The sequence below is a fragment of the Mucilaginibacter terrae genome, assembly GCF_042679325.1.
Lineage (GTDB): Bacteria > Bacteroidota > Bacteroidia > Sphingobacteriales > Sphingobacteriaceae > Mucilaginibacter > Mucilaginibacter terrae.
The window spans coordinates 11,574-35,379 of the sequence record NZ_JBHTMJ010000013.1; the positions used below are offsets into that span (position 1 = coordinate 11,574).

Here is a 23,806-nt window from a genome sequence, read left to right on the forward strand (position 1 = left end):
CTATAAGAGAGTAAATGTAGCACGTAAATATATATAATCAGCACCAGTTGCGTGAGAGTTTTGTAGACAATTCTGTTTGTTAATGTTCAATACCACCGCCTAGCCAATTTCCAGTAGCGATCCACAGTTCATAATAATAAAGCCAGACGGAGATCCAAGGCACGATAGTTTCAGAAATCAAGTCATTAGGCGTCCACTCTCTAGCTTTAGGATAATAAAGGCATAATGATCCATCTGCATAAGTGTGCTTAATTTTTCCTTTAGGCTGGCGCGGTTTCAGCTGGTTATTCAAAACTTTTATCACCGGCGAACAATCTTGCTTATAAGTGACCCGAACCGTATAATAGTCACTCAGCGGTGTTGGCTGAATGACTGATTTTGCTGAAAACCCGTTCGGCCGAGACTGAATTTGCCAGCCTGGCAAATTTTGTTTAAAATCAAGATACTGTTGCATGGCCGTTAGTTTTTTGGTGCCTCTAAAATCAGCTGCCATAAAAATTGTTAGGTTTTACAATTGCGGAGGTCGATGTAAGCCCGGTGATCAAGCCTCCTTGCCTGGCTACACCTAACTGGCTACTGTTCCGGGCTTTTAAGATATAATCGGACTGTTCAATCAGCGAATTTGTACTAGTGTTTTCACCGTACATCTCTTTAAGAATATCGATTATACCCGGTATATTTTTGGCACTTTCGATTTTATCCCATAGCTTTTTAAAATCTGCAATAAACTGGATAAAGCTCCTGTAGAGATGCGGTTCGTTAATCCACTTGTCGGAAAAAATCTCATTAGGATTTGCAGGGTTAACAATATGTAATACCCGTCCGGTCAAACCTTTGGCAGCCTCATTTGCCCTGTTTACAATGCCCTTTATTGCTTCATATTCCGACCGCTCACCGTTGTAAAACATCCCGGCAATAGTTGTTAAAATGATGCTGGAGGTAGCAGCATCCGGGTTACTTTTAAAATAAATGTCCCGGTAACGTTTTATTAATTGTACTGCTCGCTGTAAGGGCTGCATTAAATGATAAGGTATCTGCTCAGGCAAATCTTCCGCACGCAACGCCTTCTCCAACAACATTTGTTCTTGCTTGATGTACTTTGACTGAAACCAGTCACCATACCCTTTTGGATTGCTCGGTGTCCAGTCTCTTAATGACCGGTCAGGCACTACAATACGATTTAAGTCGAGTGGAGATTCTTGAAAACCTGGCAGTATGTCGATATGAAACAGGTTAGCATACACGATTCTGATACACCTGTTCTTCCTTTTTAACATAGTCTCATACTGGCCATGTTCCCGCAGCCTGCGCTCCAGTTGATTTAAAACTTCCACCGGGTCTAAGCCACTGTATGGTATGGTCATGTGTATCACAATATCCAAATCAAATTCGTCACCCTGTAGTGGCTTTACATTTGTACCGATCCGGTAAGAGCCTTGGGGATAAATATCAAACGGGACATTTTTGAAAAAACCGGTATCGGCTTCAATCCATTCTGATACGGCATCGTAACTTCTTTCTGCTGATGCCCTTCTCGTATCATCAAGTTGAAGTTTTTCAGCAATACGGTTCAACAGGTCATCTAATTGTTGATTGAACGTTTGTGGTATATACATCTTATTCATCTTATTTTATTTTAAATTCTTTATCAAATAGTGAAGTCGCGTGTTCAGCAACAGCAAAGGGCTTGGTGTTATCGTGTAAGTAACCCAACCTCCGGATCGTGTTTTCTGTCACCCACTGGAATGGAGAATTAGTTTGTTGTGCCTGCATTAAATGTTTTAAGGCTGTTACCTGGGCACTGGTAGGCAACAACTCATACACTTCGTGTAATAAAATCTCAGGGCATCCGTAAAAAACGGACTGATGTATATAAAGTGGGTTCCTGTGCAGAAACTTATAGTTTATATGCGGAAATACGGTGCCACTTAAAATATTGGGCAGAATTAGTTCTTCGCAGAACTCTCGCCAGTGTGATATCTCCCGGTCCTGATTAGAATCAAACCATTCTAAAAACTTGTGCAACCGACTACCCTTTACCCGTATTCGCAAATCATGGCGGGTGGTATCACAAATCGGTATTTGCTTGTCATCTAATATTTCCAGCTCCTGAAAAAACTTAGACGAATCCGGTAATCTTTTATAAACCCCGCCCACTGGTTGCAGTTGATCTATATTCCGGCCTTTGACCAGCAAGTATTTACCGTCAATCTCTATCTTAAAAATATAGGCCGCAGAAATCCTGATATGCTTAAACCGGTAAAGGGTAGATGCCAAAAAGCAAACCCAAAGCTTACTTCTTAGATTAATAATGGTATTAATAGCCATACCTAATAGCGCACCAAAGGCTCCGACAGCCAGTTCATGAAAGGTATCGCTTACTGTTTTATTAGTAATCCAGCCATCACCGAAGAAGATGAATATCCCCAGGAATAAAAATGAAATGAAGTAATATATTGTCATAGTTGCTCTTTTGTATAGGTATATGAAAAAGCGTGACAAAGCTGTATCTTGTCACGGAATATCATATACTAAACCAAACCACAGATGGATGACGCTTCTTCATTCGTGTCTTTAGCAGACCTGCGTAAGGAATCAAATCTTACGCTTATGGAATATATGGGCATGAATGAAGACGAGCCTGCTGTAGCGAACCTGGCGTTTAATGTATTTTATGAAAAATTCTCCGCTGCTTTTATGGTAGCCTGTAAAAATGTCTGCAAACCCTATGATGGTTTGTACGATGGATTAGCTGAAGTTATTTTTAATAACAGCTTGTGCAATGCCTATCTCAAAGCCGCACAGTTTAAAACCGACAATAAGGATTCTCCAAAAATTGACAACGATATAAAACGCTGGCTGTATGGTATTGCCAAAAACGAACTGCACTTAGAACTTAGAAAAATTAAAGCCAGTTCTAATTTGGCAATTATAGAAGATATCTTGGTTCTCGAATCGGCTATTGATCATGAAGAGCCGGTAATCACTGAATGTTATGAAAAAGAGATATTAAACCAGGCACTTGCAACGTTAAATGATAAAGAAAAAGGCGTTTTATTGATGTGTTATCAGTTTAGCGAGGACGGAAAAAACATCCCATCTGATGTAATCGATAGAATTAATACTATTTTTAATATAAAAGAACCCAATCGACGGCAAATCAAAAAACGGGCACTTGAAAAATTACAACAACAGGTAAATTATCTACTATCAAAAACAAAGAAATGACTGATCTAAAATTAGTTCCGGGAAATTTGGATAACCTTTCTGAGTTTGAGCGCAGGCTGATCAAATCTTTCAGAGGCAACGGTTATCTGTTTCCTGTATCCGATGATGAAATTGAACGTTTTGAAGAATGCCATAAAAAGGAAATCCGCAACGCTATTTCAACCATACCCTCAGCTGATGAGATCCTTAAACGAGGCAGAATCGAAAAGAATTGGACTATAGCTTCACCCGTTGACGAAGAAGTATCTCAGAATATGGCACAGGCTGCGCGCGAAGGAAAAGCACCAACAGACGCTTTAAAACAAAAAATGTTAGATGACCGGAACAAGTCGAAAAACAAATAATCCTTCAATAACGCTACTGAAAACTTCAAGAAAACGCGTCTTGTCTTCGTTAGCGCGAGGTGTCGCTGACCTCTATTGCCCCAATTTGCCCATATTACCCGAACACATCGCCATAATGGGTGGTATTACCTTTAACTACAGTAATTACGAAGATTATTTCGATGGGATGCTGGAGCATTTGAGCAGGGAATTTCATATTTACATGAACCTAGATAAAGCGCCGCAAAACAGCCCTCGTTCAAGATTTACTTTCGCCCACGAGTTAGGGCACTATTTCATAGATGAACATCGTATCGCCCTAGAAGCCGGTTTAACTCCGTCTCATCCATCCTACACAAATTTTCAGTCAGAAAATATCGTGGAAAAAGAAGCTGATTACTTTGCCAGTTGCTTGTTAATGCCTGAGGAGCGCTTTAAAGCCGATTGCTTTCGCAAAGCATTCGGGCCGGACTTGATCAATTTTATGACAGGTAAATATGAAGTGAGCGCTACTGCATTTTTGTTACGTTATGTACATAGTGAACAAGTGCCGATTATGGTTATTTGCAGTAAGGATGGCAAGATAACCTGGCGCTGGGAAAGCGATGACTTTGAATTTAAGTATTTAAAATCCATTAAAGGGTCGATACCTGGTGTTTCAGTCACTGCCGAATATTATAAAAGCGGAATTGAATATACAGCACCTCAAAATGATCTATATGCAGAGGACTGGTTTAACTATACCGACCATGAACCTAATACTTTTCGCCTTAAAGAATTCTGCATATATGCAAAAAAACAAAATATGGTACTAACTATAATATGGTACTAGCACTAAGTATAATTAATTCTGTATAGTCATACACCCAAACATTATGAGAATTGGTCATAATTAAAATAGAAATTATTTGAATTAAGCTACAAACTTCTTCTTAATTAATGATTTTGTAGAGAAGTTATCTATTCAATAATTGTTATTACTTTGGCCTAAAGTTTAGAAAATTGAAATATCAAGAGCAACAGGATGTAACGTTAGAAATGCTTATTCAAGCAGGTATAATTCAAGCAGGTACCACCTTGTTTGCCGCATCAGATAGCAACATTACAGGTACGTTAAATGCAAATGGATCTATTACCTTAATGATTGATGGAAAGGAAAAATTGTTCCCTTATCCAAGCGGGGCTGCGAGAGCTATTAGGAATGTAAGCGTCAGTGGATGGACATTTTGGAGGATTAAAAAAGACCAAGAGTTTGTCGAACTTTTGAAGATCAAACAGCGATATTTAGAACAATCGACAAAATAGTTTAGCAACTCTATGGATAAGGTTTTCGTTTTTCTTGATACTAATAACTGGATATATCTTTCAAACGGATTTAATGTGCTTTCGAAAAAGCATGATTACGATTTTCAATATGATTTAATAGATTTCATTGAGAAAAAAGTCGATGATGGGCAACTTGTTGTGCTTGTTAACGAAAAAATTCTTGAGGAGTTCGAAAGGAATAAAACTCATACAAAAGATCGTATCGATGATATAGAAAAGAAGTCAAAAGCTCATATCGCATATTTAAAATCGGTAAAAGATTTCGCTCCAAAAGAAAACGATACAATCGATAAATTAGTAGATAGCATCAAAGTTACTTCAGATGAAAAAATAGAAGCGGAAACCAAGCACATTGCAAAGGTTGAAGTTTTTTTAAAGACTAAAACAAAAACAATTGACATTATAGACGCCCATATGGTAGAGGCAGCTAAAATGGCTTTAGACAAAAAAGCTCCATTTGTTGGGGATAAGCGTAATAGCATGGCGGACGCATTACACCTTTTGAGTATGGTTGATCACATAAAGACAAATGAGAAAGTTGTTTGGGATTTACCTTTCGACGAGGAATCAATTGAGTTTATGCCAAAATCCTTTTTTGTTTCCAGTAACTCTGGGGATTTTTCAGATCCTGCAAAAAAGGAAAATATTCACCCGGATCTAATTGAAATATTAAAACGGAGTAAAACCTTATTTCATCATAGCCTTACGCCTTTACTTCGTTCATTAGAATCAGAACTATTAACACCAGAAGTAGAGGAAATTATTGAGGAAGCGGATTTGCGACATTGCGAAATTTGCGATTTTGACTATTCTAATATTGATTACAATGGCAGACATGAAGTCTATGATCCGAGAAAATTAACAGACACGTTAGACAAGTCTCAGTTGCGAATATTTGAACCGCAACCGTCAACCAATCCATATATTATTTTGCAAACAGCTCAATGTGATCATTGCGGTACTGACTTCCTTGAATGCCCTGATTGCGATGAACTAATTGTTATTGATGATTATAACAAATCTATTGAGTGCCCTTCATGTAACTTTAAATTCATTTTACATGCCGAAAAAGACCGAAAAGGGATGGTTTATGAAGGCGAATATGAAATTATGGTAGAGCATGAATGTATACAATGTGGCGATAATGTAGAATCAATAACAGCTAATGGTTTGTGCGGTGAATGTGTAAAATATAATCAAGATGCTGAATATGGCGATTGATAATCAAGGCTTGTTTATAGAACTATTGTCAGCACTCTAATTATTACCTTTATTTGATTGTAGTTCTGTCAAACTAAATTAAAACAAATCAAATCATTCGGTTCCGCAACTTGTGCTTTAACCACCACAAATCTGATTAAGGAAGATTACAATTTTGTTTTTTGTATTTAGTTCTTTTGCTTCTTTACAAAGAAAAGTAGTTCGAATACATTTATTCCTTGTTATAAAATATGTTTTTCAACTTGCCAAACGTCTCAAATCTTCTAAAAAGCGGTTCGATATCTTTCCCCTACGGACTACAAAAAACAATACCAAAATATGCTAAAACGATGCAAATTAATAGTTTACATCGTTTTTATTTGACATCAAAACACCATATTATGCACCAAAACGCAACAAAAATGAGCGTAATTCGGTGCGTACCAAATTGGAAAACACTTCGCACCGAATTGCTTTTAATTGATTGATCATCAAGATGTAATTGGATCTAACATCTTGATAAAGGAACGTTACAACTTACTTTTATTTAACTTTTAAGCTTGTAATTATGAACAGTAATGTCCATCTGCTTTTCTATATCAGAAAGCAAAAAAACGATAAAGGGGGTGCAATGCCCATCTACATGCGCATTACGGTTAATGGTAAACGTGCAGATATGTCCGCTGGCCGGGATTGCGACCCCACCAAATGGAACAGTCATTCAGGGCGTGCCGTTGGAACCAAAAAAGAAATTAAGGCGCTTTACAATTACCTCAGATTAACAGTGATTTAGGTCCAACAAAAATCAGACAAGCTTAGATTTATCCAAGCTGTCTGATTCGGTAACAAGATCAGGGCTCGAACCTACGCCCGCTTCGAAACGGACATGGACCGTGCGGAGAATTTAATGACGCTAAAGATGTCCATTCCTTACCACCTACCGTCCCTAATGAACTCCGATCTTTGGGTATGGAAAGAAAAACATTTTTAAAGACAGCGTTGCTAGTCGGCGTTTTGTCAGCTTCGTTAAAAAGGCTTACTGCTGCCCCCCTTAAAGTAAAGGGGTATATCCTAAAAAAAGGCAGGAACCGTTTTAACGAAAAAACGCTGCTCTATGGTAACAGCCCAATAGATATCAAGGTATCGGGTAAAGATACAAATGGTCAATTGTCGATAACAGAATATACGGGTCATGAAAAAGGCGGCCCTCCCTTGCATATCCACCCTTTACAGGATGAAGTGTTTTACGTACTGGAAGGCGAACACTTGTTCCAACTGGGAACTGAACAACATCTTTTAGGTCCCGGAGATTCCATCTTTATACCAAGGGGAACACCGCACGCGCCGTGTCAAACCGGCCCGTATTGTAAAATGCTCTTCTTTTTTTCTCCAGCCGGCAATATGGAAGATTTTTTCCGAACTTTAGCCGTCACCAAAGGTATCCCGCAGCCAGCAGAGGCCAAAAAATTATTTGAAGCGCAAGGGATGAAAATTGTTGGACCGCCATTAAAGTTTTAACCAATTATCCATGGGTATCTATGATTACCGTACGCCGTCGCCTGCCCTTGCTGCTTATGTAAGGCGGTACCAGATAGTAGGGTGTCATTTTCCGGCAGAGATGGTAGAATTACCGGTTAAAGCATACTGGCCGAGAGCCGAGAATTGTTTGTCATTTATGCCAAGGGACCCGGAACAGGTAGAGTATGGATTTAATGGTAAGCTGGAAACAAGCACTTGTTCCCGACTGATAGGTCAGCAGACAATTGCCACCAATCGTTATGTGGGCCGCAACTTCCTGGTCTTCCAGGTAGTATTTCAACCAGGGGCGTTATTCCGTTTAACAGGGATCCCTTCTTATGAATTGACGAACCAAATGGTCGACGCAGAATCGGTCTTTTCTAACGAAATCATCAAGGTAAACGAACGGCTGCGAAATACCAGTAATTACCTAGATATGATTCCCATCGTGGAAGATTTTTTGTTGCACCTGGTTGGTCGCTCCAGAAAGCAGTGGTTGCCCGTAGATAAAGTCAGTCATTATTTATTAAACCATCCCAATAGCCATTCGCTCGACTGGTTGGCTGGCCAGGCATGCTTGAGCCAGCGGCAATTTTACCGCCAGTTTATGGACCGCGAGGGTATTAGCCCCAAATTATACGCACGCATTGCGCGGTTTGAAAATGCGATGAAGATTAAAAACGGCCAGCCTCAGAAAGACTGGTTTGCTATAGCTATCGACCTGGGCTATTATGACTACCAGCATTTGGTGCGCGATTTTAAAGAGTTCACCAGCCTTACACCAGCAGCTTATTACCTTGCAGCCGATCGCGGCCCTGAAAAGACTTTCGGGATTTCGGAAACCTAACTATTCAACATTTCATCATCTCTTCGTGTTTTATCCGATAACCTGTCAACCTTGGCATTAAACGTTCTGAGAGTTCAGCTGTCAACAAATTTGAGATCTGACCAATATCCGTCAAAGCCTGAGATAAGAAATATGATTGTCGTCGTCGACCTACGACTGCCTTATGCATAAATGCCTACGTCAACAAAAAAGCCTCAAATCTTCCATAGGCCTTAAGGGAATCGAACCATCTCAAGCATAATGCAAATAACTAAAAGCAATCATCTTTTGCTGAATTACATAGGTGATTATTCAGAATTAAACCCAACGAATATTTATAATTATTCCTATATTTAATCAACGATTTAGAGTCATAAAGTTTTTTATTGCGTGATTCATAAAGTACTTGGATTTTTTTAAATATAATATTCAGATAATGAATGACTTATGAACGCAGTTCATGACTCGTCCATTCCGCCAAAAAGGTGACAAAACCTATCTAAAGCGCTTAAATCGATGATTTAGGCGCTTTTTTTATGCCCTAAGTGTTAGGATTTAAACAGATCATAACGAAAAGGCGGTATTTAAAAATTTTTTTATTTCCAATTAGACACGAATAAGCTTATATCTTAGTTTTCCCTTACAAAAACAGGATTTTTAGTAAAACAGGCTTTTAAAACAATTTTTTTGCTTGTTTAATCATTTTACTATAAATTATTTGAATTATCAACAATTATTTTATTGTTTATTTGGATTTATTGTACATTAAATGAATAAGTTTGTGTTATTAATAATTAAAAGTTCGACAAGCATGAAATACCCTCTACTCTTTTCACTGATAACTTTAGGTATAAGCCTTTCGGCACTGGCACAAGAGTCGGTTGACCCGGCTATAGTTCAAAAAATACGTGACGAAGGCCTTAATCATTCACAAGTAATGAAAACAGCTTTCTACTTAACTGATGTGGCCGGTCCGCGTTTGTCGGGTTCTCCTGGTTTAAAAAATGCGCAAAATTGGGCATTGAAAGAGTTACAGGGGTACGGCTTGGTAAACGGTAAATTAGAGCCATGGGGTAAGTTTGGTAAAGGCTGGCAGGTTAATAAAAACTACGCTGCCATCACTGTGCCTTATTATCATGCTATTATAGCAATCCCTAAAGCCTGGACCAGCAGTACCAAAGGTGTCATTAAAGGCGATGTGGTATTGGTGAAGATAGACACGCTTACCGATATGGCTAAATATAAAGGTAAACTGGCAGGTAAAATTGTAGTTTTCGATGCTGCCAACCCTTTAGTGCGTAGCAAAAACCCTGATCTTTCCCGGTACACTGATGAAGAATTAGCCAAAATGGCAAGTGCTACCCCTCAGGTTGGTGGTGGCCGTGGCCCAAGGGCTGGTGGTAATCCACAAATGGAAGCCATGATGGCTGCCCGCCGTAAAGTTATGGCTATGCGTGGCGCTATCAATACGTTTTTACAGCAAGAAGGTGCTGGTTTGATATTAAGCCAGGCCCGTGGTACCGATGGTACAGTGTTTACCACCAACGGTGCATCATACGCCGATACGGCCAAAGCAGCTTTGCCCGAACTGGAAACCAGTGGTGAAGATTACCTGCGCATTGTGCGCTTGCTACGTGCCGGCCAAAAAGTACAAATGGAAGCCGATGTACAAACCCAGTTTTACAGCGATGACCTGCAAGGCTATAACGTAATAGCCGAAATACCGGGCACTGATAAAAAATTGAAAGAAGAAGTGGTAATGCTGGGCGGTCACTTTGACTCGTGGCATGCAGGTACCGGCGCAACCGATAACGCTGCAGGCAGCGCGGTAATGATGGAAGCTATGCGTATATTAAAAACCATTGGCTTCAAACCTAAACGTACCATCCGCATTGCTTTATGGAGTTCAGAAGAGCAGGGCTTATACGGCTCACGTGGTTATGTGGCCGCACACTTTGGTAAAAAAGACAGCTTAAAGAAAGAGCAAAGTAAACTATCGGCATACTATAATTTAGATAACGGTACTGGTAAAATACGTGGTGTGTATTTACAAGGTAATGCGGCTGTTGGTCCAATTTTTCAAAGCTGGTTAGAGCCCTTTAAAGATTTAGGCGCTTCAACCGTAACTATCAGTAACACCGGCGGTACCGATCACCAGTCTTTTGATGGTGTTAACATACCCGGCTTCCAGTTTATACAGGAAGGTATGGATTATAATACCCGTACCCACCACAGTAACCAAGATACTTATGACCGTTTAGTAGAAGACGACCTTAAACAAGCTGCTACTATTGTGGCATCGTTTGTTTACAACACAGCTCAGCGCGCTGAAATGCTGCCCCGCAAAGAGGCACCCAAAACAGCCGGCACAAACTAAGATTAAAACAGTTCTATTGTGATTAAGAGCAGGTGCCGCAAGGGCTACCTGCTTTTTATGTTTTAAAACAATTGGCAATATTTTTAGCTTAGCAAAAAATCTAAACATTTTAACTTGAATACTTTTCTGCTCATTTTTAGCTCTTTCTTGCTTTGTTGTACGCTATTGCCGCTGGTAAGGAACGATTACTGGATCTTTCGGGTGTTTGATTATCCCCGATTGCAAAAACTGTTGCTCAATATTGTAATCGGCACTTTATGGGCATATTTTTTTAAAGGCTCAGTAACCGTATTTTGGGTGTTTGTTGTGGCGCAATTAGTTAATATCATCTACTTGTTTAACCTGATATTGCCATTTACGGTAATAGGCAAAAAGCAAGTATATGCCGTTAATAAAGATTTGCCCAAGCAAAGCATCAGTATTATGATAGCCAATGTGTTTGAGGACAATACTAACAAAAAAGGCTGCGTTGCAGAAGTGCTAAAGGCCAACCCCGATGTAGTGGTATTGCTCGAAACCAATAAGCTTTGGGAGCAGCAAACTATAGCATTACAGGATACTTATCCACACCATGTTAAGGTGCCTTTAGAGAATACTTACGGCCTGCTGCTATATTCTAAACTGGAACTGATAGATCCGCAGGTGAAGTACCTGGTAGAAGAAGATGTCCCATCAATACATACACAAATACGGCTACCCAACAGACAAGTAGTGCAGTTTTACGCCGTGCATCCTACGCCGCCTGTACCAGGCGAAAATGTGCGCTCTACCGAGCGCGATAAGGAGCTATTGCTGGTGGCCGATCTGGCCAAAGGCTGCACCACCCCGGTAATAGTAGCCGGCGATTTGAATGATGTGGCCTGGAGTTATACCACCGAACTGTTCCTCAAAATGAGTGGCTTGCTTGATCCGCGCCGGGGCCGGGGATTCTTTAATTCGTTCAACGCGCATTACCCATTTTTACGTTTTCCGTTAGATCATGCCTTTACTTCCAAACACTTCAAGCTCAAGCAAATAAAGAGGTTAAGCAACTTTGGGTCAGATCATTTTCCTATTTATTTAAATTTGCAGTATGAAGCCGAGGCTGCTATCCAGCAAAAATCTATGAAACCCGATGCGGAAGACATAGAGGAAGCCGAAGAGAAGAAAGCCAAGATTTAAATAGCACCACTACTATGCAAAAGATCATCATTCTTACAGGAGCGGGGATCAGTGCCGAGAGCGGCCTGAGAACTTTTCGCGATAGCGACGGCTTATGGGAAGGTTATAACATTGAAGACGTAGCTACTCCGCAAGCCTGGGCACGTAATCCCGAACTGGTGCAGGACTTTTATAACCAGCGACGTAAAGGTGTATTGGAAGCGCAGCCTAACGCGGCACATTACGCATTAGCAAAACTTCAGGAGAAGTACGACGTAACTATTATCACCCAAAACATCGACGACTTGCATGAGCGGGCAGGCGCTACCAACGTTGTGCATTTGCATGGCGTTATTACCCGATCACAATCGAGCGCTAATCCTAAGTTAACGTATCCCATTAATGGCTGGGAAATTAAAATGAATGAGGTATGCGAGTTAGGTTCACCATTGCGGGCACATGTAGTTTGGTTTGGCGAGGATGTGCCTATGATAGAACCTGCAGCCCGCTTATGTGCCACGGCCGATATTTTCATACTGGTAGGCACTTCTCTGGCTGTTTACCCGGCAGCAGGGTTAATTGATTATGTACCGGTCGAAGTTCCCAAGTATATCATCGATCCTAAGATTCCAGAGGTGCGCAATTATGGGTCTGTGTATAAAATTGAAGAGAAGGCAACGGTTGGGTTGGTGAAGTTGGTGCAGGAATTGATGGGGGATGAGTAGGTAATCAAGAGGTAAAAAAATTTTATTAAAAAACCTTGTCATTGCAAGCTTAGTGCGGCAACCGTACGCGTTTAAGTGCTCCGTGCGGTTGCCACGTTGCTACCGCTCCTTGCAATAACATTTTAGTTTGAAGCTTTTTAATAAACTATAACCTACTGGCCATGAACCATGAATCTACTCCAAATCCACCCGCTGATGCTGGTATGGTATCACCACATCATTAAATCCATTTTCTTTCAGTTTTTCGGCAAAGTTTTGCTGGGTATCGTATTCGCCATGTACCAGGAAAATCTTTTTTACTTCTTTAGGATCCTGGCAGCTTAAAAAGTGGAGCAGGTCTTCATAATCGCCATGGGCGCTCATGCTTTTTATCACCTCTACTCCGGCTTTAACAGCGTATTCATCGCCAAAAATGTGGATTGCTTTATCACCTCTTACCAATCGGCCTCCTAACGAGTTTGGTTCGCAGTAGCCCACAATAAGTATGGTGTTCTTTTTGTTATCGATGTTATTTCGGATGTGATGCCTTACCCTGCCGGCCTCGGCCATGCCCGATGAGGAGATGATAACCATAGGCCGTGCGTCATCATTCAGCGATTTTGATTCTTCGGCACTTTCTATAAAGCGCAGGCCTTTAAAGGAGAAAACATCATGATCCGTCTTCATGATCTCAGCAACCTCTTTATTGTAAACCTCAGGGTGGTCTTTAATAACCTGGGTGGCCTTGTCAGATAGCGGACTATCCACATAGTAATTTACATCGGGCAAAGTACCTTGCAGCTCCAGTGTGTTTAAGGCAAACAGCAGTTCCTGCGTACGGCCAACACTAAAGGCGGGTATAATAACTTTGCCTCGTTTTTCTATACAGGTATGATGGATGATCTCCTGCAAGGCATCCTCAATAGGCCCAAGGTCTTTATGCAACGAATCGCCGTAAGTGCTTTCCAGCAAAATATAATCAGATTGCGAAAAAGGTTCAGGACTGCGCAGCAACAGATCGCCGTAACGGCCTACATCGCCGCTAAACGTAATGCGGGTTTCTTTTTCGTTTTCAACTATGGTAAGGTGGATGGCCGCGCTGCCTATTACGTGCCCGGCATCGGTAAGTGTAAACTTAACTTGGGGAGTAATTTCTACTTCCTGGTTATAGTCTACTATCTTAAACAGGCGCAGGGCATCTATAGCCTGCTCTTCGGTGTACAGTGCGGTTAAAGGTGCTTGATTTTCTTTGCGCTTACGGTTCATGTATTCGGCATCCTGCTCCTGTATCCTGGCCGAATCCATCAGCAGGATGCGTGCAAGATCCATAGTAGGGGCGGTGCAAAATATCTGTCCTTCAAAGCCTTGAGCCACCAGTTTAGGGATGAGGCCGCAATGGTCAATGTGGGCATGGCTTAGTATCAGATGGTTGATCTGGAGCGGGTTAAAACCAAAGTGTTCGTTCATGTCGTCGGTTTTATCGCCCATGCCTTGAAACATGCCGCAATCGAGCAGTATGGTAGTTCCGTTGTTTAGTTGTACTATATGTTTTGTTCCGGTTACGTTGCGGGCTGCCCCATGAAATGTGATATGCATCTGGTATAAATTAGTAAGCAAATAACTGCTTTAAAAACTAAAAGTCGGCAACCGTAAAATTTTTTGTTTGACTAATAAATTAGTTGTAGTTTTATATATTATGTAGCTGTAAGGTTATTTGCTAACTATCAGCCTGTTAAATAAGTTGTACTATGGAAATTAAAGAGCTAACCCGTGCAGAAGAACAACTGATGCATGTGCTTTGGCAGATCAAAAAAGGTTATGTTAAAGATGTGATAGACCTATTGCCAGAGCCAAAACCGGCTTACAATACGGTATCTACCATTATAAGGATTTTAGAAACCAAGGGTTTTGTAGGCCATACGGCTTATGGTAAAAGCCATGAATACCATCCCATTATCAGTAAAGACGAATATCAAAACTTTGCATCAGATAAATTACTGAACGGCTATTTCGATAATTCGGTAAAGCGCATGTTCTCGTTTTTTGTGCAAAAGGAAAAAATAAATGTGAAAGAAGCCGATGAGATCATGAAACTGATAGAAAAGTTTAAGGATAAATAAAGCACTACTACTATGACTTGGTGGCATTAATTACTGTTGAGTAATCTGTACCTGATTTTGTTTTACGGAGGGGGCTGTTTTTAAAAAATTTGTTATAATAATATCGTCATATTAATTATTGAAACCCTATATTTAACAAAAGGGATACCACCAACCTTGCTTAGAGCTTTGTTAAGCATTTTATTTGTAGCCATATATTTACAAGCAAATATGGTTAATTGCTGTTAATAAGTTAGAATTATAACAAGCAGTTGTACTTTTGCCTCTATACATCTATTTATATACATGCCCGATCCGGTTACCCTGGCACCCAAAAAACAGAGCTATGATTTTATAGATCATATACGGGCCATAGCTATGATAGCTATTGTGGCCGAGCATAGTTTGGGTACAAACCCGGTAATAGGTTCTGCTAATTACTGGGTTAATATCGGTATGGCGCAAACCACCAAATTTGGTACCATCGCATTTTTCTTACTCGCCGGTTTTTTAATAGGCGACAAGTTTACCGATTATACACCGGGGGAGTATCTTAAACGCCGTTTCTCCAATACGTTTGGGCCCTGGTTATTTTGGTCGGGGATGTTTATTGTATGTTACATGATCAACCTGCAGGTAAAGGCCAATATGTATCACGACGACCGCTTTAACTGGGAGAACATCTGGAATGAAATTCAGATGGTTTATCTGTATAGTAATTACTGGTTCATTATCAATTTTATGGTAAGCATTACCCTATTGTTGATATTTAAGAAGTATCTGTATTCTGTAAAGTTAGGTACTGTGTTTTTAGCCTTTACCCTATTTTATAGCGTGAACGTTTATTTTAACTGGGTTAACCCCGCGCACACCACAGCTATATTAGGGTTTGTTTTCTTTTTGTGGCTGGGGGCACAGCTGCGTAAAAACTGGCTGACTGTAGAGCAATATATTAAGGGAGTACCTTACTGGCTGCTTATTATACTAATTGCCATTACGTATGCCATGGCCTACCAGGAAATATTGCTGATTATGGCCCGTAAAAGTATTCATGGTTATAATACTTTACGCTTTAGCAATATATTATACTCGTTATCGGTATTTGCTTTGCTCTTAAAAATAAGGACGTTTAAGGCATTGGATGTATTGCAGCCACGGCAAACTACTTTTGGCATTTACCTTGTACATGCCATTGTTTTAGTGTTTGCCACCCCCGAAATATTAAGGCCTTTACATATAGAACCAGCTAAGTTTAGCTTAGTATCTTTTATATTGTACAATATTGCGCTTATACTCATTAATTACAGCATAACCTGGACCATAGTTAAACTAATTAATTATACAAAGGCAAAGCGCCTGGTGGGTAATTAGGTTGAATAACATAAAGTATAGTGCTGCATTTATTCCATTTGAAAAGTTTGCAAATCTATCAGTTTACGGTACAGCCCATTATTCATTAACAATGCACTATGTGAGCCTTGTTCCACAACGCGCCCATCCTCAAGCACTATAATAATATCGGCATTTTGTATCGTAGTTAAACGGTGAGCAATAATTACCGATGTGCGGTCTTTCATCAAATTATTCAACGCATCCTGTACCAGTTTTTCCGATTCGGTATCCAACGCCGAGGTAGCCTCATCCAACAACATAATTGGTGGGTTACTCAATACAGCCCGTGCAATACAAATACGCTGTTTTTGTCCACCCGATAGTTTAATACCCCTGTCGCCCACGCTGGTTTGATAACCATTTTCGGTTTTGAGGATAAAGGAATGGGCATTGGCAATACGCGCGGCGGCCTCTACTTCCTGGGGCGTAGCACCGGGTTTACCAAAAGCGATGTTGTTGTAAATGGTATCGTTAAACAAAATGGATTCCTGGTTTACCACACCCATTAAAGCACGCAGCGAATTCATGGTCACCTTTTTAATATCGTGCCTGTCTATTAAAATTTCACCTTGCTTGGGATCCATAAAACGTGGAATCAAATCCATTAAAGTTGATTTACCACCGCCAGATGGGCCTACTAAAGCTACCGTTTTACCAACTGGTATTTGTAGGTTCAACTGGTGTAATACTTCATTATCGCCGTAGGCAAACGATACATTGTTAAACCGGATGCCCTCTTTAAATTCATTTAAGGCTATCGCATCTGGCGCATCATTAATCAGGGGTTTTTCGTCAACCAATTCTAAAACACGTTCACCGGCTGCAATACCCGAGTGTATGGTGGTAAAAGAATCGGAAATAGCTTTAGCGGGTCTCATTAATTGAGAGAATACAGCTATGTAGCCAATAAATGCAGCCGCATTTAACGTAGACTGGTGATTAAGAACCAAGTACCCACCGTACAAAACAATTCCTGCCACCATTGAAACGCTTAGTGCTTCTGATACAGGCGATGCCAGTTGCTGCCTCCTGGCCATAGCTTTTATAACACTTGTATAACGAGCATTTTCATTCTGGAATTTTTGCTTGGTAAACTCTGTTGCATTAAATGCTTTAATAATTTTGATACCCGATAATGCTTCATCAAGATAACTGATCATATTACCATATATTTCCTGCGACAATACAGCCTGCTGTTTTAGTTTTTTAACTATACGCGAAATTACGAAAGCAGATATAGGTATTACCAGCAATGAAAATAAGGTTAGTTTGGTTGATAGCGCAAATAACGTAACCAGGTAAGCTATCATTTGCAATGGCTCTTTAAAAATTACCTGTAAGGTACCGGTTACCGAAAACTGTACAGTTTGCACATCAGAAGCAACTTTAGATATAATGTCTCCTTTACGCTCGTTGTTAAAATAGCCTAAATGCAAATTCATTACATTTCCAAATACGGCCCTGCGTAGGTTAAGTAAAGTATGCGCACGCATATTTTCCATAGTACGTTGTGCAAAATACTTAAATAAATTGCTTAAAATTACCGAAAGTACAATAACCCCGCACACAAATTGGAGAGCGCCCCAATTGTTATAACGATCTACCAGTACATCAACATAGTAAGTAAAGTAAGCGCTTAAATTAAGTGGCGATGGTGGCCCGGCCTGAAGTATGGCCGATACTTTTTCTTTACTATCAGGAGAGAACAGCGTTTGCAGTAACGGAGCTAATAGGGCCAGGTTTAAAGTATTGAAGATTACGGCAAATATGGTGCAGATTATATATGGTATAGCAAATTTTTCAATTGGCCTGGCAAAGGTAAGTAACCGGAAATAAGTTTTCATCCAAAAATTTGATCTGCAAAATTAACTAAATTTTAAACAACGGGCTCTGCTAATATATTTTATAGCTTTACCATGTTAATAGCGCCTTGCCATGATCTCTGTAATAATTTCTTCGGTCAATAAAAGTATGCTGGCCGCTGTGAGCCAAAGCATAGCCGACACCATAGGCGTTCCGTTCGAAATACTGGGTATTGATAATAGTAATGGTACCTACGGAATATGCGCTGTTTATAACCAGGGTGCCAGGCAGGCCCAATATGATATGCTTTGTTTTGTACATGAAGATGTAGAGTTTAAAACACTAAACTGGGGCCAACAGGTAATAAGAATTTTTAACGCCGATGCACAGTTAGGCTTACTGGGTGTAGCCGGTAGTACCTATAAAGCTGCTGCACCATCAGGCTGGCATGGCGCCGGCATTTTAACCGACCATGTGAACATATTGCAGGGATATAAGAATACTCAAGAACTTCGGCATTACTACCGTAATCCTGATAACAAAAAGCTTACTGAGGTGGTTTGTATTGATGGCGTTTGGATGTGTAGCCCACGGGCGGTTGCCCTGCAAATACCGTTCGATGAGTACACCTTTACCGGTTTTCATGCTTATGATATTGATTTTTCGCTGTCCGTAGGTCAGCATTATAAAGTTGCAGTAACTTATGAAGTATTAATGCACCATTTTTCGGAAGGAAATTTCGACAAAAAATGGGTGTATGAAATCTTAAAGCTGTATAATAAATGGCATAAGCACTTACCCACACAAACACAGCCGCTGACCTCTAAAGACCAGCTAACTGCCGAGCGTGAAACCTTTTACAGTTTTATTGCGCAAGCTATTAAGGCGGAAGTTCCTATGGTGAAGGTTTACCAAGCCTTATGGCATTGCACTATATACCGGCGTAAATTTCAAGCGCTTTTTTTCAAGCTTAATAAGCACATTTACCGGCTGTATAAGGCTGTTCCTAACGGCTAAATCTGGTAATCAAAGTTTTCAAAATAAGGTTGCCAAAACGCCACATGCCTGTCCCAGGCATGGCAGCCAAAAGGTAACACCTGTTGGTTTAAATTTAACGCACGCTGCGGCGAGTTCTCAAAAGCAAAACCTACAGCCGTTTTATAGTCAGGAATGTTCAGCACCTTTTTTTTGCGGTTCACTTCAACGCTCCAAAAAGCGTCTTCATTATACTGATGCTTGCCGCTTTGGGCTAAATATCGTTGAATAGCTGCTTGTCTGCTTATAGTGAGTTCATGAAACCTTTGTACCCTACGTAACGAGAAGCCACCATTACCTGTCCGGTTTTCAAACTGTTTAGGGCTGGGTTCACCGTTTTTTTGCACATTGTAACGGGTATGCACATAATATTGCAGCTTGGATTTGGCGGCTTTAAACCAATCACCATGCTCAATATCGCGCAGCCAGGGTGCGCCTATATAATCAAAGCCTTTATTACACCAATGCAATAACTGATCGCTGAAAACAAAGGCATCTAACTGGTAAACAAGGATGTACTCATAATCTAAAAACCGACAGTAAAATTCGTCCGATAACATCAGTCGATTGTACCCGGCTATGCTTTCAAAGTAGCTGTCGTTAAAGCTCACCACATTGGTAAAAGCTAAATATGCGGTAGCTTCAGGCAGGGTAAGGCTTTCGGGTTTAACGGCTATAACCGGATGCTTGCCCAAAACTTTGGCACATTGTTGTAGAGCGATGCTTTCATAACCCGAAATTGTATCTTGATAGAAAGGAATTATTACAGCAACTTTTTTTAAAGCGTTGACCATGTAGCAAATTTAAATTACAAAAACACCCACTTAAACAGGATATTATTTTACCGGAATGCCAAGTGCTAAAATAATTAAATTATTTATGCTCGTCACCTGTAAATGTAAGGCAATACCTGCTTGTGCGCTAAGCAATTCTATTGTCAGTATTCCTTTACAAATTGTTAATGCCTGCTTAAAATTGTACCTTTACGGCACACAAAAAGGGCATCCCGTTTCATGAAACTGAATATTGATTACCAGGAGAAATTCCAAGCCAGACACATTGCACCAAATGATGCAGACACAGCTAAAATGCTGAAAACTGTTGGTGTAGATTCATTAGATGAACTGATCGATCAAACGGTTCCCGAGAAGATCCGGTTAAAAAATCCGCTAAACTTACCCGCCGCTAAAAGCGAGTTCGATTATCTGAATACGCTGAAACAAACTGTATCGAAAAACAAGGTATTTAAAACTTACATTGGCCAAGGTTATTATGATGTAATTGTACCGGGCGTTATTCAGCGCAACATCCTCGAAAACCCAGGATGGTACACCCAATATACCCCTTACCAGGCCGAAATTGCACAAGGCCGTTTACAGGCCCTGTTGAATTACCAAACCATGGTGTTGGATTTAACCGGTATGCAGATTGCAAACGCTTCGTTATTAGATGAAGGCACCGCTGCAGCCGAGGCCATGTTTATGCAATACAGCCTGCGTAAAAACTTAAAAGCCAATACCTTTTTTGTAAGTGAAGAGGTATTTCCGCAAACTATAGACATTTTAAAAACCCGTTCGGAGCCTTACGGCATCCAACTAATTATTGGCGATCACCGTGCGGTTGAACTGACTGACGAGATGTTCGGTGCCATAATACAATATCCGGCTAAAGATGGCGCGGTTTATAACTACACCGATTTTGCCGCCACAACCCACACCAAAAACATTAAGCTGACCGTAGTGGCCGATTTAATGAGCCTGGTGCTGTTAACTCCTCCGGGCGAGTGGGGTGCCGATATTGTAGTGGGTACCAGCCAGCGTTTTGGCGTACCTATGGGCTTTGGTGGTCCGCATGCAGCGTTTTTTGCCACTAAAGATGAGTATAAACGCTCGATGCCGGGCCGTATCATCGGTGTAACCATTGATAGTGCCGGCAACTATGCACTGCGTATGGCTTTGCAAACCCGCGAGCAACACATCCGCAGAGATAAAGCAACGTCAAACATTTGTACCGCACAGGCATTGCTGGCTATAATGGCCAGTATGTATGGCGTGTATCATGGTGCGCAGGGTTTAACCTTAATTGCTCAACGTATGCATGGCTTGGCAATTTTATTAGCTAAAGCTTTAGGTGAGTTAGGCTACGAGCAACTGAACAGCAGCTATTTTGATACCGTTAAATTTGAGTTGGGTGTTTTGGCTAACCCTATTAAATCTGAAGCGCTGAACAACGAAATGAACCTGCATTACAATGGTTCAACGGTGAGCATTGCTTTAGATGAAACTACATCGCCCGAGGATATCAATACTATCATCCGCTTTTTTGCCAAAGTAAAAGGTAAAACGCTGAACGATGTAAATTTCGACGAACTGAAAGCTAACCTGGAAACCGTAATTCCGGCCGAACTGCAACGTACTTCAGCCTTCTTAACGCATCCGGTATTTAACTCGCACCATTCGGAACATGAAATGCTGCGTTATATTAAATCGTTAGAGGCTAAAGATTTGTCGTTGACGCATTCGATGATCGCATTGGGTTCATGCACCATGAAGCTGAACGCCACCACCGAAATGATACCAGTAACCTGGCCTGAACTTAGCAAAATGCACCCATTTGCACCGGCCGACCAAACCGGCGGTTACATGCAAATATTCGACGAACTGAATAAATGGTTAAGCGAAATTACCGGCTTTGCTGCCATGAGCCTGCAACCTAATGCCGGTGCCCAGGGTGAGTACACTGGCTTAATGGTGATCCGTGCTTACCATAACGACAGGGGCGATCATCACCGTAATATAGCTTTGATTCCATCATCGGCACATGGTACTAACCCTGCCTCGGCAGCTATGGCCGGTATGAAGATTGTGGTGGTACGTTGCGATGATAACGGTAACATTGATGTGGCCGATATGAAAGCCAAAGCCAAGCAATACAAAAATGAACTGAGCTGTTTAATGGTAACGTATCCATCTACCCATGGTGTATTCGAGGAATCTATTATCGAAATCTGCGAAACTATACACGCCTACGGCGGACAAGTTTACATGGATGGCGCCAACATGAATGCACAGGTAGGCTTAACAAGTCCGGCCAATATTGGTGCCGATGTTTGCCACCTCAACTTACATAAAACTTTCTGTATTCCTCACGGTGGGGGTGGCCCAGGCATGGGCCCAATTGGTGTAGCTAAGCATTTAGTGCCTTACCTGCCCGGCCATGCAGTGGTAAATATCGATCAGGGTAAATCTATCCCGGCTGTTTCGGCAGCGCCCTGGGGTTCAGCCTCAATTCTGATCATTTCGCACGCTTATATTGCTATGATGGGCGGCGACGGTTTAACCGACGCTACCAAATACGCTATCCTGAACGCTAACTATATTAAAGCCCGTTTAGAGGAACATTACCCAGTATTGTACGCCGGTGCCAACGGCCGCTGCGCACACGAAATGATTTTGGATTGCCGCAGCTTTAAAAACTTTGGTGTGGAAGTAACCGATATTGCCAAACGTTTAATGGATTACGGTTTCCATGCGCCAACGGTTTCTTTCCCGGTTGCTGGTACTGTAATGGTAGAGCCAACCGAATCGGAACCTAAGCATGAACTGGATCGTTTTTGTGATGCCATGATTTCCATCCGTCACGAAATTACCGATGTGGAAAATGGTTTATTAGATAAAACCGATAACCCGTTAAAGAACGCGCCACATACTGCGGCCGTAATTACCGGTAACGAGTGGAGCCATCCGTACACCCGCCAAAAAGCGGCTTTTCCACTCCCTTATGTAGCGGCATACAAATTTTGGCCATCGGTAGGCCGGGTGAATGATACTTACGGCGATCGTACCCTTATTTGTTCTTGCCCTCCGCTAACTGATTACGAGTTTGAAGAAAGTGAAGTAACTACGCCCGAATACGGTACTTGATCAATAACTAATAAGGCTCTTTTTAAGAGCCTTATTAGTTATTGATTGTATTAAAATTTAAAGCCTAAGCCAATTTGCCAAACCTGGTTACGGTAATCGGGTACACCAGAGCTGCCGTTAGGATTATTTTCTTGGAAATCTATAGTGTAGCGGCCGCGAAGGTCAACGTTTTTGTTTAAGTCGAGCGCTATGCCTAATACACCGCCAACAAAGGTTTTATCGCCATTGTAATTGTACTGGTCTTGGTAAACTACGTTGAAGCCATTATAATATGTGTTACGGGTATTCATTAAAAACGATACCTGCGGACCAACCAGTACATTGAACGCAGGTGCCAATTTAATTTTAGCCAAAATAGGTACGTCGATAAAGTTGGCACGCTGGGCAAATTCGCCATAAACGGTATTGGCGCGGTACCCCTTTTGCGAATACAGTATTTCGGGCTGAAAAGATAGCGGGTACACAATAGGGATTTCTACAAATAAGCCCACATTAGCGCCCAATTTAGTATCGGTACTAAAATCGGAATTGCGCGAACTTACCGTATTGGCAATGTTCAGCCCTCCCGTTAAACCGATACGCGGCTGGTAATAATCGTCAGATGCGCGTTGTTTGCGGTAACCCCGGCGTTGTGCATCGGCGGTACCGGCTATGAGCAGCACCATGGCTGCTATAAAAAATATTTTTTTCATCATGTATAAGTTTTAATTAAAAACTGAATGATTTATAGATGCGATTAAATGGCTGAGGTTTATTTAGCAAAAAAATAAAAGAAGCCCCCCTAACCCTTCCCGGGAATAGCCCCCTCTAAATCTCCCTCCGGGAGGGAAGACTTCAATAAAGCTTATTTAAAGCCCTCCCTCCCGGGGAGGGTTTGGGAGGGGCTAATTAATTCCTTACTTTTGATGTAAG

The 23,806-nt window shown here is 41.1% G+C and carries 22 protein-coding genes and 1 pseudogene; 16 read left to right on the forward strand and 7 right to left on the reverse strand.

The window, feature by feature from the left end; genetic code table 11:
- Window positions 1-79: 79 nt before the first annotated feature.
- Genes ACFQ3S_RS13755 through ACFQ3S_RS13765 form a run of 3 tightly spaced genes read right to left on the reverse strand, consistent with a single transcriptional unit; the run spans window position 80 to window position 2,463 of the window.
- Window positions 80-493, reverse strand: coding sequence for a hypothetical protein (locus tag ACFQ3S_RS13755; RefSeq protein WP_377165393.1), 414 nt, complete (start codon window positions 491-493; stop codon window positions 80-82).
- Window positions 483-1,625, reverse strand: coding sequence for a nucleotidyltransferase domain-containing protein (locus tag ACFQ3S_RS13760; RefSeq protein ID WP_377165395.1), 1,143 nt, complete (start codon window positions 1,623-1,625; stop codon window positions 483-485). The genes ACFQ3S_RS13755 and ACFQ3S_RS13760 overlap by 11 nt, the downstream gene beginning before the upstream one ends.
- A 1-nt stretch (window position 1,626) precedes the next feature.
- A complete protein-coding gene (locus ACFQ3S_RS13765; protein WP_377165397.1) occupies window positions 1,627-2,463 on the reverse strand; it encodes an SMODS-associated NUDIX domain-containing protein in 837 nt (278 codons plus the stop codon).
- Window positions 2,464-2,547: 84 nt separating this feature from the next.
- On the opposite strand from ACFQ3S_RS13765, the gene ACFQ3S_RS13770 reads away from it, so the two are divergent.
- The 12 genes and pseudogenes from ACFQ3S_RS13770 (at window position 2,548) to ACFQ3S_RS13825 (ending at window position 12,663) form a co-directional block, all read left to right on the forward strand.
- Window positions 2,548-3,228 carry a sigma-70 family RNA polymerase sigma factor gene (locus ACFQ3S_RS13770; RefSeq protein WP_377165399.1) on the forward strand — a complete coding sequence of 227 codons (681 nt, stop codon included), beginning with the start codon at window positions 2,548-2,550 and terminating at the stop codon, window positions 3,226-3,228.
- A complete protein-coding gene (locus tag ACFQ3S_RS13775; protein WP_377165401.1) occupies window positions 3,225-3,572 on the forward strand; it encodes a hypothetical protein in 348 nt (115 codons plus the stop codon). The genes ACFQ3S_RS13770 and ACFQ3S_RS13775 overlap by 4 nt, the downstream gene beginning before the upstream one ends.
- Entirely contained in the window at window positions 3,544-4,383 is an 840-nt protein-coding gene (locus ACFQ3S_RS13780; protein ID WP_377165403.1) for an ImmA/IrrE family metallo-endopeptidase, read from the forward strand. The genes ACFQ3S_RS13775 and ACFQ3S_RS13780 overlap by 29 nt, the downstream gene beginning before the upstream one ends.
- Before the next feature lie 170 nt (window positions 4,384-4,553).
- Window positions 4,554-4,856, forward strand: a complete 303-nt coding sequence (locus ACFQ3S_RS13785; protein ID WP_377165405.1) for a restriction system modified-DNA reader domain-containing protein — start codon at window positions 4,554-4,556, stop codon at window positions 4,854-4,856.
- Between the two features lie 12 nt (window positions 4,857-4,868).
- Window positions 4,869-6,098: a PIN domain-containing protein gene (locus ACFQ3S_RS13790; protein ID WP_377165407.1), complete on the forward strand. Its 1,230-nt coding sequence runs from the start codon at window positions 4,869-4,871 to the stop codon at window positions 6,096-6,098.
- 547 nt (window positions 6,099-6,645) lie between these two features.
- Entirely contained in the window at window positions 6,646-6,870 is a 225-nt protein-coding gene (locus tag ACFQ3S_RS13795) for an Arm DNA-binding domain-containing protein (protein WP_377165409.1), read from the forward strand.
- 176 nt (window positions 6,871-7,046) lie between these two features.
- Window positions 7,047-7,595 (forward strand): cupin domain-containing protein, encoded by a 549-nt coding sequence (locus tag ACFQ3S_RS13800; RefSeq protein ID WP_377165411.1) that lies wholly within the window; start codon window positions 7,047-7,049, stop codon window positions 7,593-7,595.
- Window positions 7,596-7,605: 10 nt separating this feature from the next.
- A pseudogene (locus ACFQ3S_RS13805) lies at window positions 7,606-7,947 on the forward strand (DUF6597 domain-containing transcriptional factor); the annotation flags it as partial.
- 3 nt (window positions 7,948-7,950) lie between these two features.
- On the forward strand, window positions 7,951-8,442 hold the full coding sequence (locus tag ACFQ3S_RS13810) for a helix-turn-helix domain-containing protein (protein WP_377165830.1): 492 nt from the start codon (window positions 7,951-7,953) through the stop codon (window positions 8,440-8,442).
- Between the two features lie 790 nt (window positions 8,443-9,232).
- Window positions 9,233-10,798, forward strand: coding sequence for a M28 family metallopeptidase (locus tag ACFQ3S_RS13815; protein WP_377165413.1), 1,566 nt, complete (start codon window positions 9,233-9,235; stop codon window positions 10,796-10,798).
- A gap of 114 nt (window positions 10,799-10,912) precedes the next feature.
- Window positions 10,913-11,959: an endonuclease/exonuclease/phosphatase family protein gene (locus ACFQ3S_RS13820; protein WP_377165415.1), complete on the forward strand. Its 1,047-nt coding sequence runs from the start codon at window positions 10,913-10,915 to the stop codon at window positions 11,957-11,959.
- Window positions 11,960-11,973: 14 nt separating this feature from the next.
- Complete coding sequence (locus tag ACFQ3S_RS13825) at window positions 11,974-12,663, forward strand: SIR2 family NAD-dependent protein deacylase (RefSeq protein ID WP_377165417.1); 690 nt, start codon at window positions 11,974-11,976, stop codon at window positions 12,661-12,663.
- A 174-nt stretch (window positions 12,664-12,837) separates the two neighbouring features.
- Here ACFQ3S_RS13825 and ACFQ3S_RS13830 read toward each other — a convergent pair whose 3' ends face one another.
- Window positions 12,838-14,238 carry an MBL fold metallo-hydrolase RNA specificity domain-containing protein gene (locus tag ACFQ3S_RS13830; protein ID WP_377165420.1) on the reverse strand — a complete coding sequence of 467 codons (1,401 nt, stop codon included), beginning with the start codon at window positions 14,236-14,238 and terminating at the stop codon, window positions 12,838-12,840.
- Window positions 14,239-14,390: 152 nt separating this feature from the next.
- Here ACFQ3S_RS13830 and ACFQ3S_RS13835 point away from each other — a divergent pair, with 152 nt between their 5' ends.
- Window positions 14,391-14,762 carry a BlaI/MecI/CopY family transcriptional regulator gene (locus tag ACFQ3S_RS13835; RefSeq protein WP_377165423.1) on the forward strand — a complete coding sequence of 124 codons (372 nt, stop codon included), beginning with the start codon at window positions 14,391-14,393 and terminating at the stop codon, window positions 14,760-14,762.
- 285 nt (window positions 14,763-15,047) lie between these two features.
- Entirely contained in the window at window positions 15,048-16,112 is a 1,065-nt protein-coding gene (locus ACFQ3S_RS13840) for an acyltransferase family protein (RefSeq protein WP_377165425.1), read from the forward strand.
- 29 nt (window positions 16,113-16,141) lie between these two features.
- On the opposite strand, the gene ACFQ3S_RS13845 is transcribed toward ACFQ3S_RS13840, so the two are convergent.
- A complete protein-coding gene (locus ACFQ3S_RS13845; RefSeq protein ID WP_377165427.1) occupies window positions 16,142-17,977 on the reverse strand; it encodes an ABC transporter ATP-binding protein in 1,836 nt (611 codons plus the stop codon).
- Between the two features lie 91 nt (window positions 17,978-18,068).
- On the opposite strand from ACFQ3S_RS13845, the gene ACFQ3S_RS13850 reads away from it, so the two are divergent.
- On the forward strand, window positions 18,069-18,953 hold the full coding sequence (locus tag ACFQ3S_RS13850) for a glycosyltransferase (protein WP_377165429.1): 885 nt from the start codon (window positions 18,069-18,071) through the stop codon (window positions 18,951-18,953).
- On the opposite strand, the gene ACFQ3S_RS13855 is transcribed toward ACFQ3S_RS13850, so the two are convergent.
- Window positions 18,950-19,765 (reverse strand): DUF5672 family protein, encoded by an 816-nt coding sequence (locus tag ACFQ3S_RS13855; RefSeq protein ID WP_377165431.1) that lies wholly within the window; start codon window positions 19,763-19,765, stop codon window positions 18,950-18,952. The two genes, ACFQ3S_RS13850 and ACFQ3S_RS13855, sit on opposite strands and share 4 nt — an antisense overlap.
- Before the next feature lie 219 nt (window positions 19,766-19,984).
- Here ACFQ3S_RS13855 and gcvP point away from each other — a divergent pair, with 219 nt between their 5' ends.
- Entirely contained in the window at window positions 19,985-22,894 is a 2,910-nt protein-coding gene (gcvP, locus tag ACFQ3S_RS13860; protein WP_377165433.1) for an aminomethyl-transferring glycine dehydrogenase, read from the forward strand.
- 50 nt (window positions 22,895-22,944) lie between these two features.
- Here gcvP and ACFQ3S_RS13865 read toward each other — a convergent pair whose 3' ends face one another.
- Complete coding sequence (locus tag ACFQ3S_RS13865; RefSeq protein ID WP_377165435.1) at window positions 22,945-23,589, reverse strand: porin family protein; 645 nt, start codon at window positions 23,587-23,589, stop codon at window positions 22,945-22,947.
- Between the last annotated feature and the right edge of the window lie 217 nt (window positions 23,590-23,806).

Excerpts from the sequence above, each read along its gene's own strand:
- ACFQ3S_RS13755 (WP_377165393.1), bottom strand. The coding sequence starts at position 493 with ATGGCAGCTGATTTTAGAGGCACCAAAAAACTAACGGCCATGCAACAG.
- ACFQ3S_RS13760 (WP_377165395.1), bottom strand. The coding sequence starts at position 1,625 with ATGAATAAGATGTATATACCACAAACGTTCAATCAACAATTAGATGAC.
- ACFQ3S_RS13765 (WP_377165397.1), bottom strand. The coding sequence starts at position 2,463 with ATGACAATATATTACTTCATTTCATTTTTATTCCTGGGGATATTCATC.
- ACFQ3S_RS13770 (WP_377165399.1), top strand. The coding sequence starts at position 2,548 with ATGGATGACGCTTCTTCATTCGTGTCTTTAGCAGACCTGCGTAAGGAA.
- ACFQ3S_RS13775 (WP_377165401.1), top strand. The coding sequence starts at position 3,225 with ATGACTGATCTAAAATTAGTTCCGGGAAATTTGGATAACCTTTCTGAG.
- ACFQ3S_RS13780 (WP_377165403.1), top strand. The coding sequence starts at position 3,544 with ATGACCGGAACAAGTCGAAAAACAAATAATCCTTCAATAACGCTACTG.
- ACFQ3S_RS13790 (WP_377165407.1), top strand. The coding sequence starts at position 4,869 with ATGGATAAGGTTTTCGTTTTTCTTGATACTAATAACTGGATATATCTT.
- ACFQ3S_RS13795 (WP_377165409.1), top strand. The coding sequence starts at position 6,646 with ATGAACAGTAATGTCCATCTGCTTTTCTATATCAGAAAGCAAAAAAAC.
- ACFQ3S_RS13800 (WP_377165411.1), top strand. The coding sequence starts at position 7,047 with ATGGAAAGAAAAACATTTTTAAAGACAGCGTTGCTAGTCGGCGTTTTG.
- ACFQ3S_RS13810 (WP_377165830.1), top strand. The coding sequence starts at position 7,951 with ATGGTCGACGCAGAATCGGTCTTTTCTAACGAAATCATCAAGGTAAAC.
- ACFQ3S_RS13815 (WP_377165413.1), top strand. The coding sequence starts at position 9,233 with ATGAAATACCCTCTACTCTTTTCACTGATAACTTTAGGTATAAGCCTT.
- ACFQ3S_RS13825 (WP_377165417.1), top strand. The coding sequence starts at position 11,974 with ATGCAAAAGATCATCATTCTTACAGGAGCGGGGATCAGTGCCGAGAGC.
- ACFQ3S_RS13830 (WP_377165420.1), bottom strand. The coding sequence starts at position 14,238 with ATGCATATCACATTTCATGGGGCAGCCCGCAACGTAACCGGAACAAAA.
- ACFQ3S_RS13835 (WP_377165423.1), top strand. The coding sequence starts at position 14,391 with ATGGAAATTAAAGAGCTAACCCGTGCAGAAGAACAACTGATGCATGTG.
- ACFQ3S_RS13840 (WP_377165425.1), top strand. The coding sequence starts at position 15,048 with ATGCCCGATCCGGTTACCCTGGCACCCAAAAAACAGAGCTATGATTTT.
- ACFQ3S_RS13845 (WP_377165427.1), bottom strand. The coding sequence starts at position 17,977 with ATGAAAACTTATTTCCGGTTACTTACCTTTGCCAGGCCAATTGAAAAA.
- ACFQ3S_RS13850 (WP_377165429.1), top strand. The coding sequence starts at position 18,069 with ATGATCTCTGTAATAATTTCTTCGGTCAATAAAAGTATGCTGGCCGCT.
- ACFQ3S_RS13855 (WP_377165431.1), bottom strand. The coding sequence starts at position 19,765 with ATGGTCAACGCTTTAAAAAAAGTTGCTGTAATAATTCCTTTCTATCAA.
- gcvP (WP_377165433.1), top strand. The coding sequence starts at position 19,985 with ATGAAACTGAATATTGATTACCAGGAGAAATTCCAAGCCAGACACATT.
- ACFQ3S_RS13865 (WP_377165435.1), bottom strand. The coding sequence starts at position 23,589 with ATGATGAAAAAAATATTTTTTATAGCAGCCATGGTGCTGCTCATAGCC.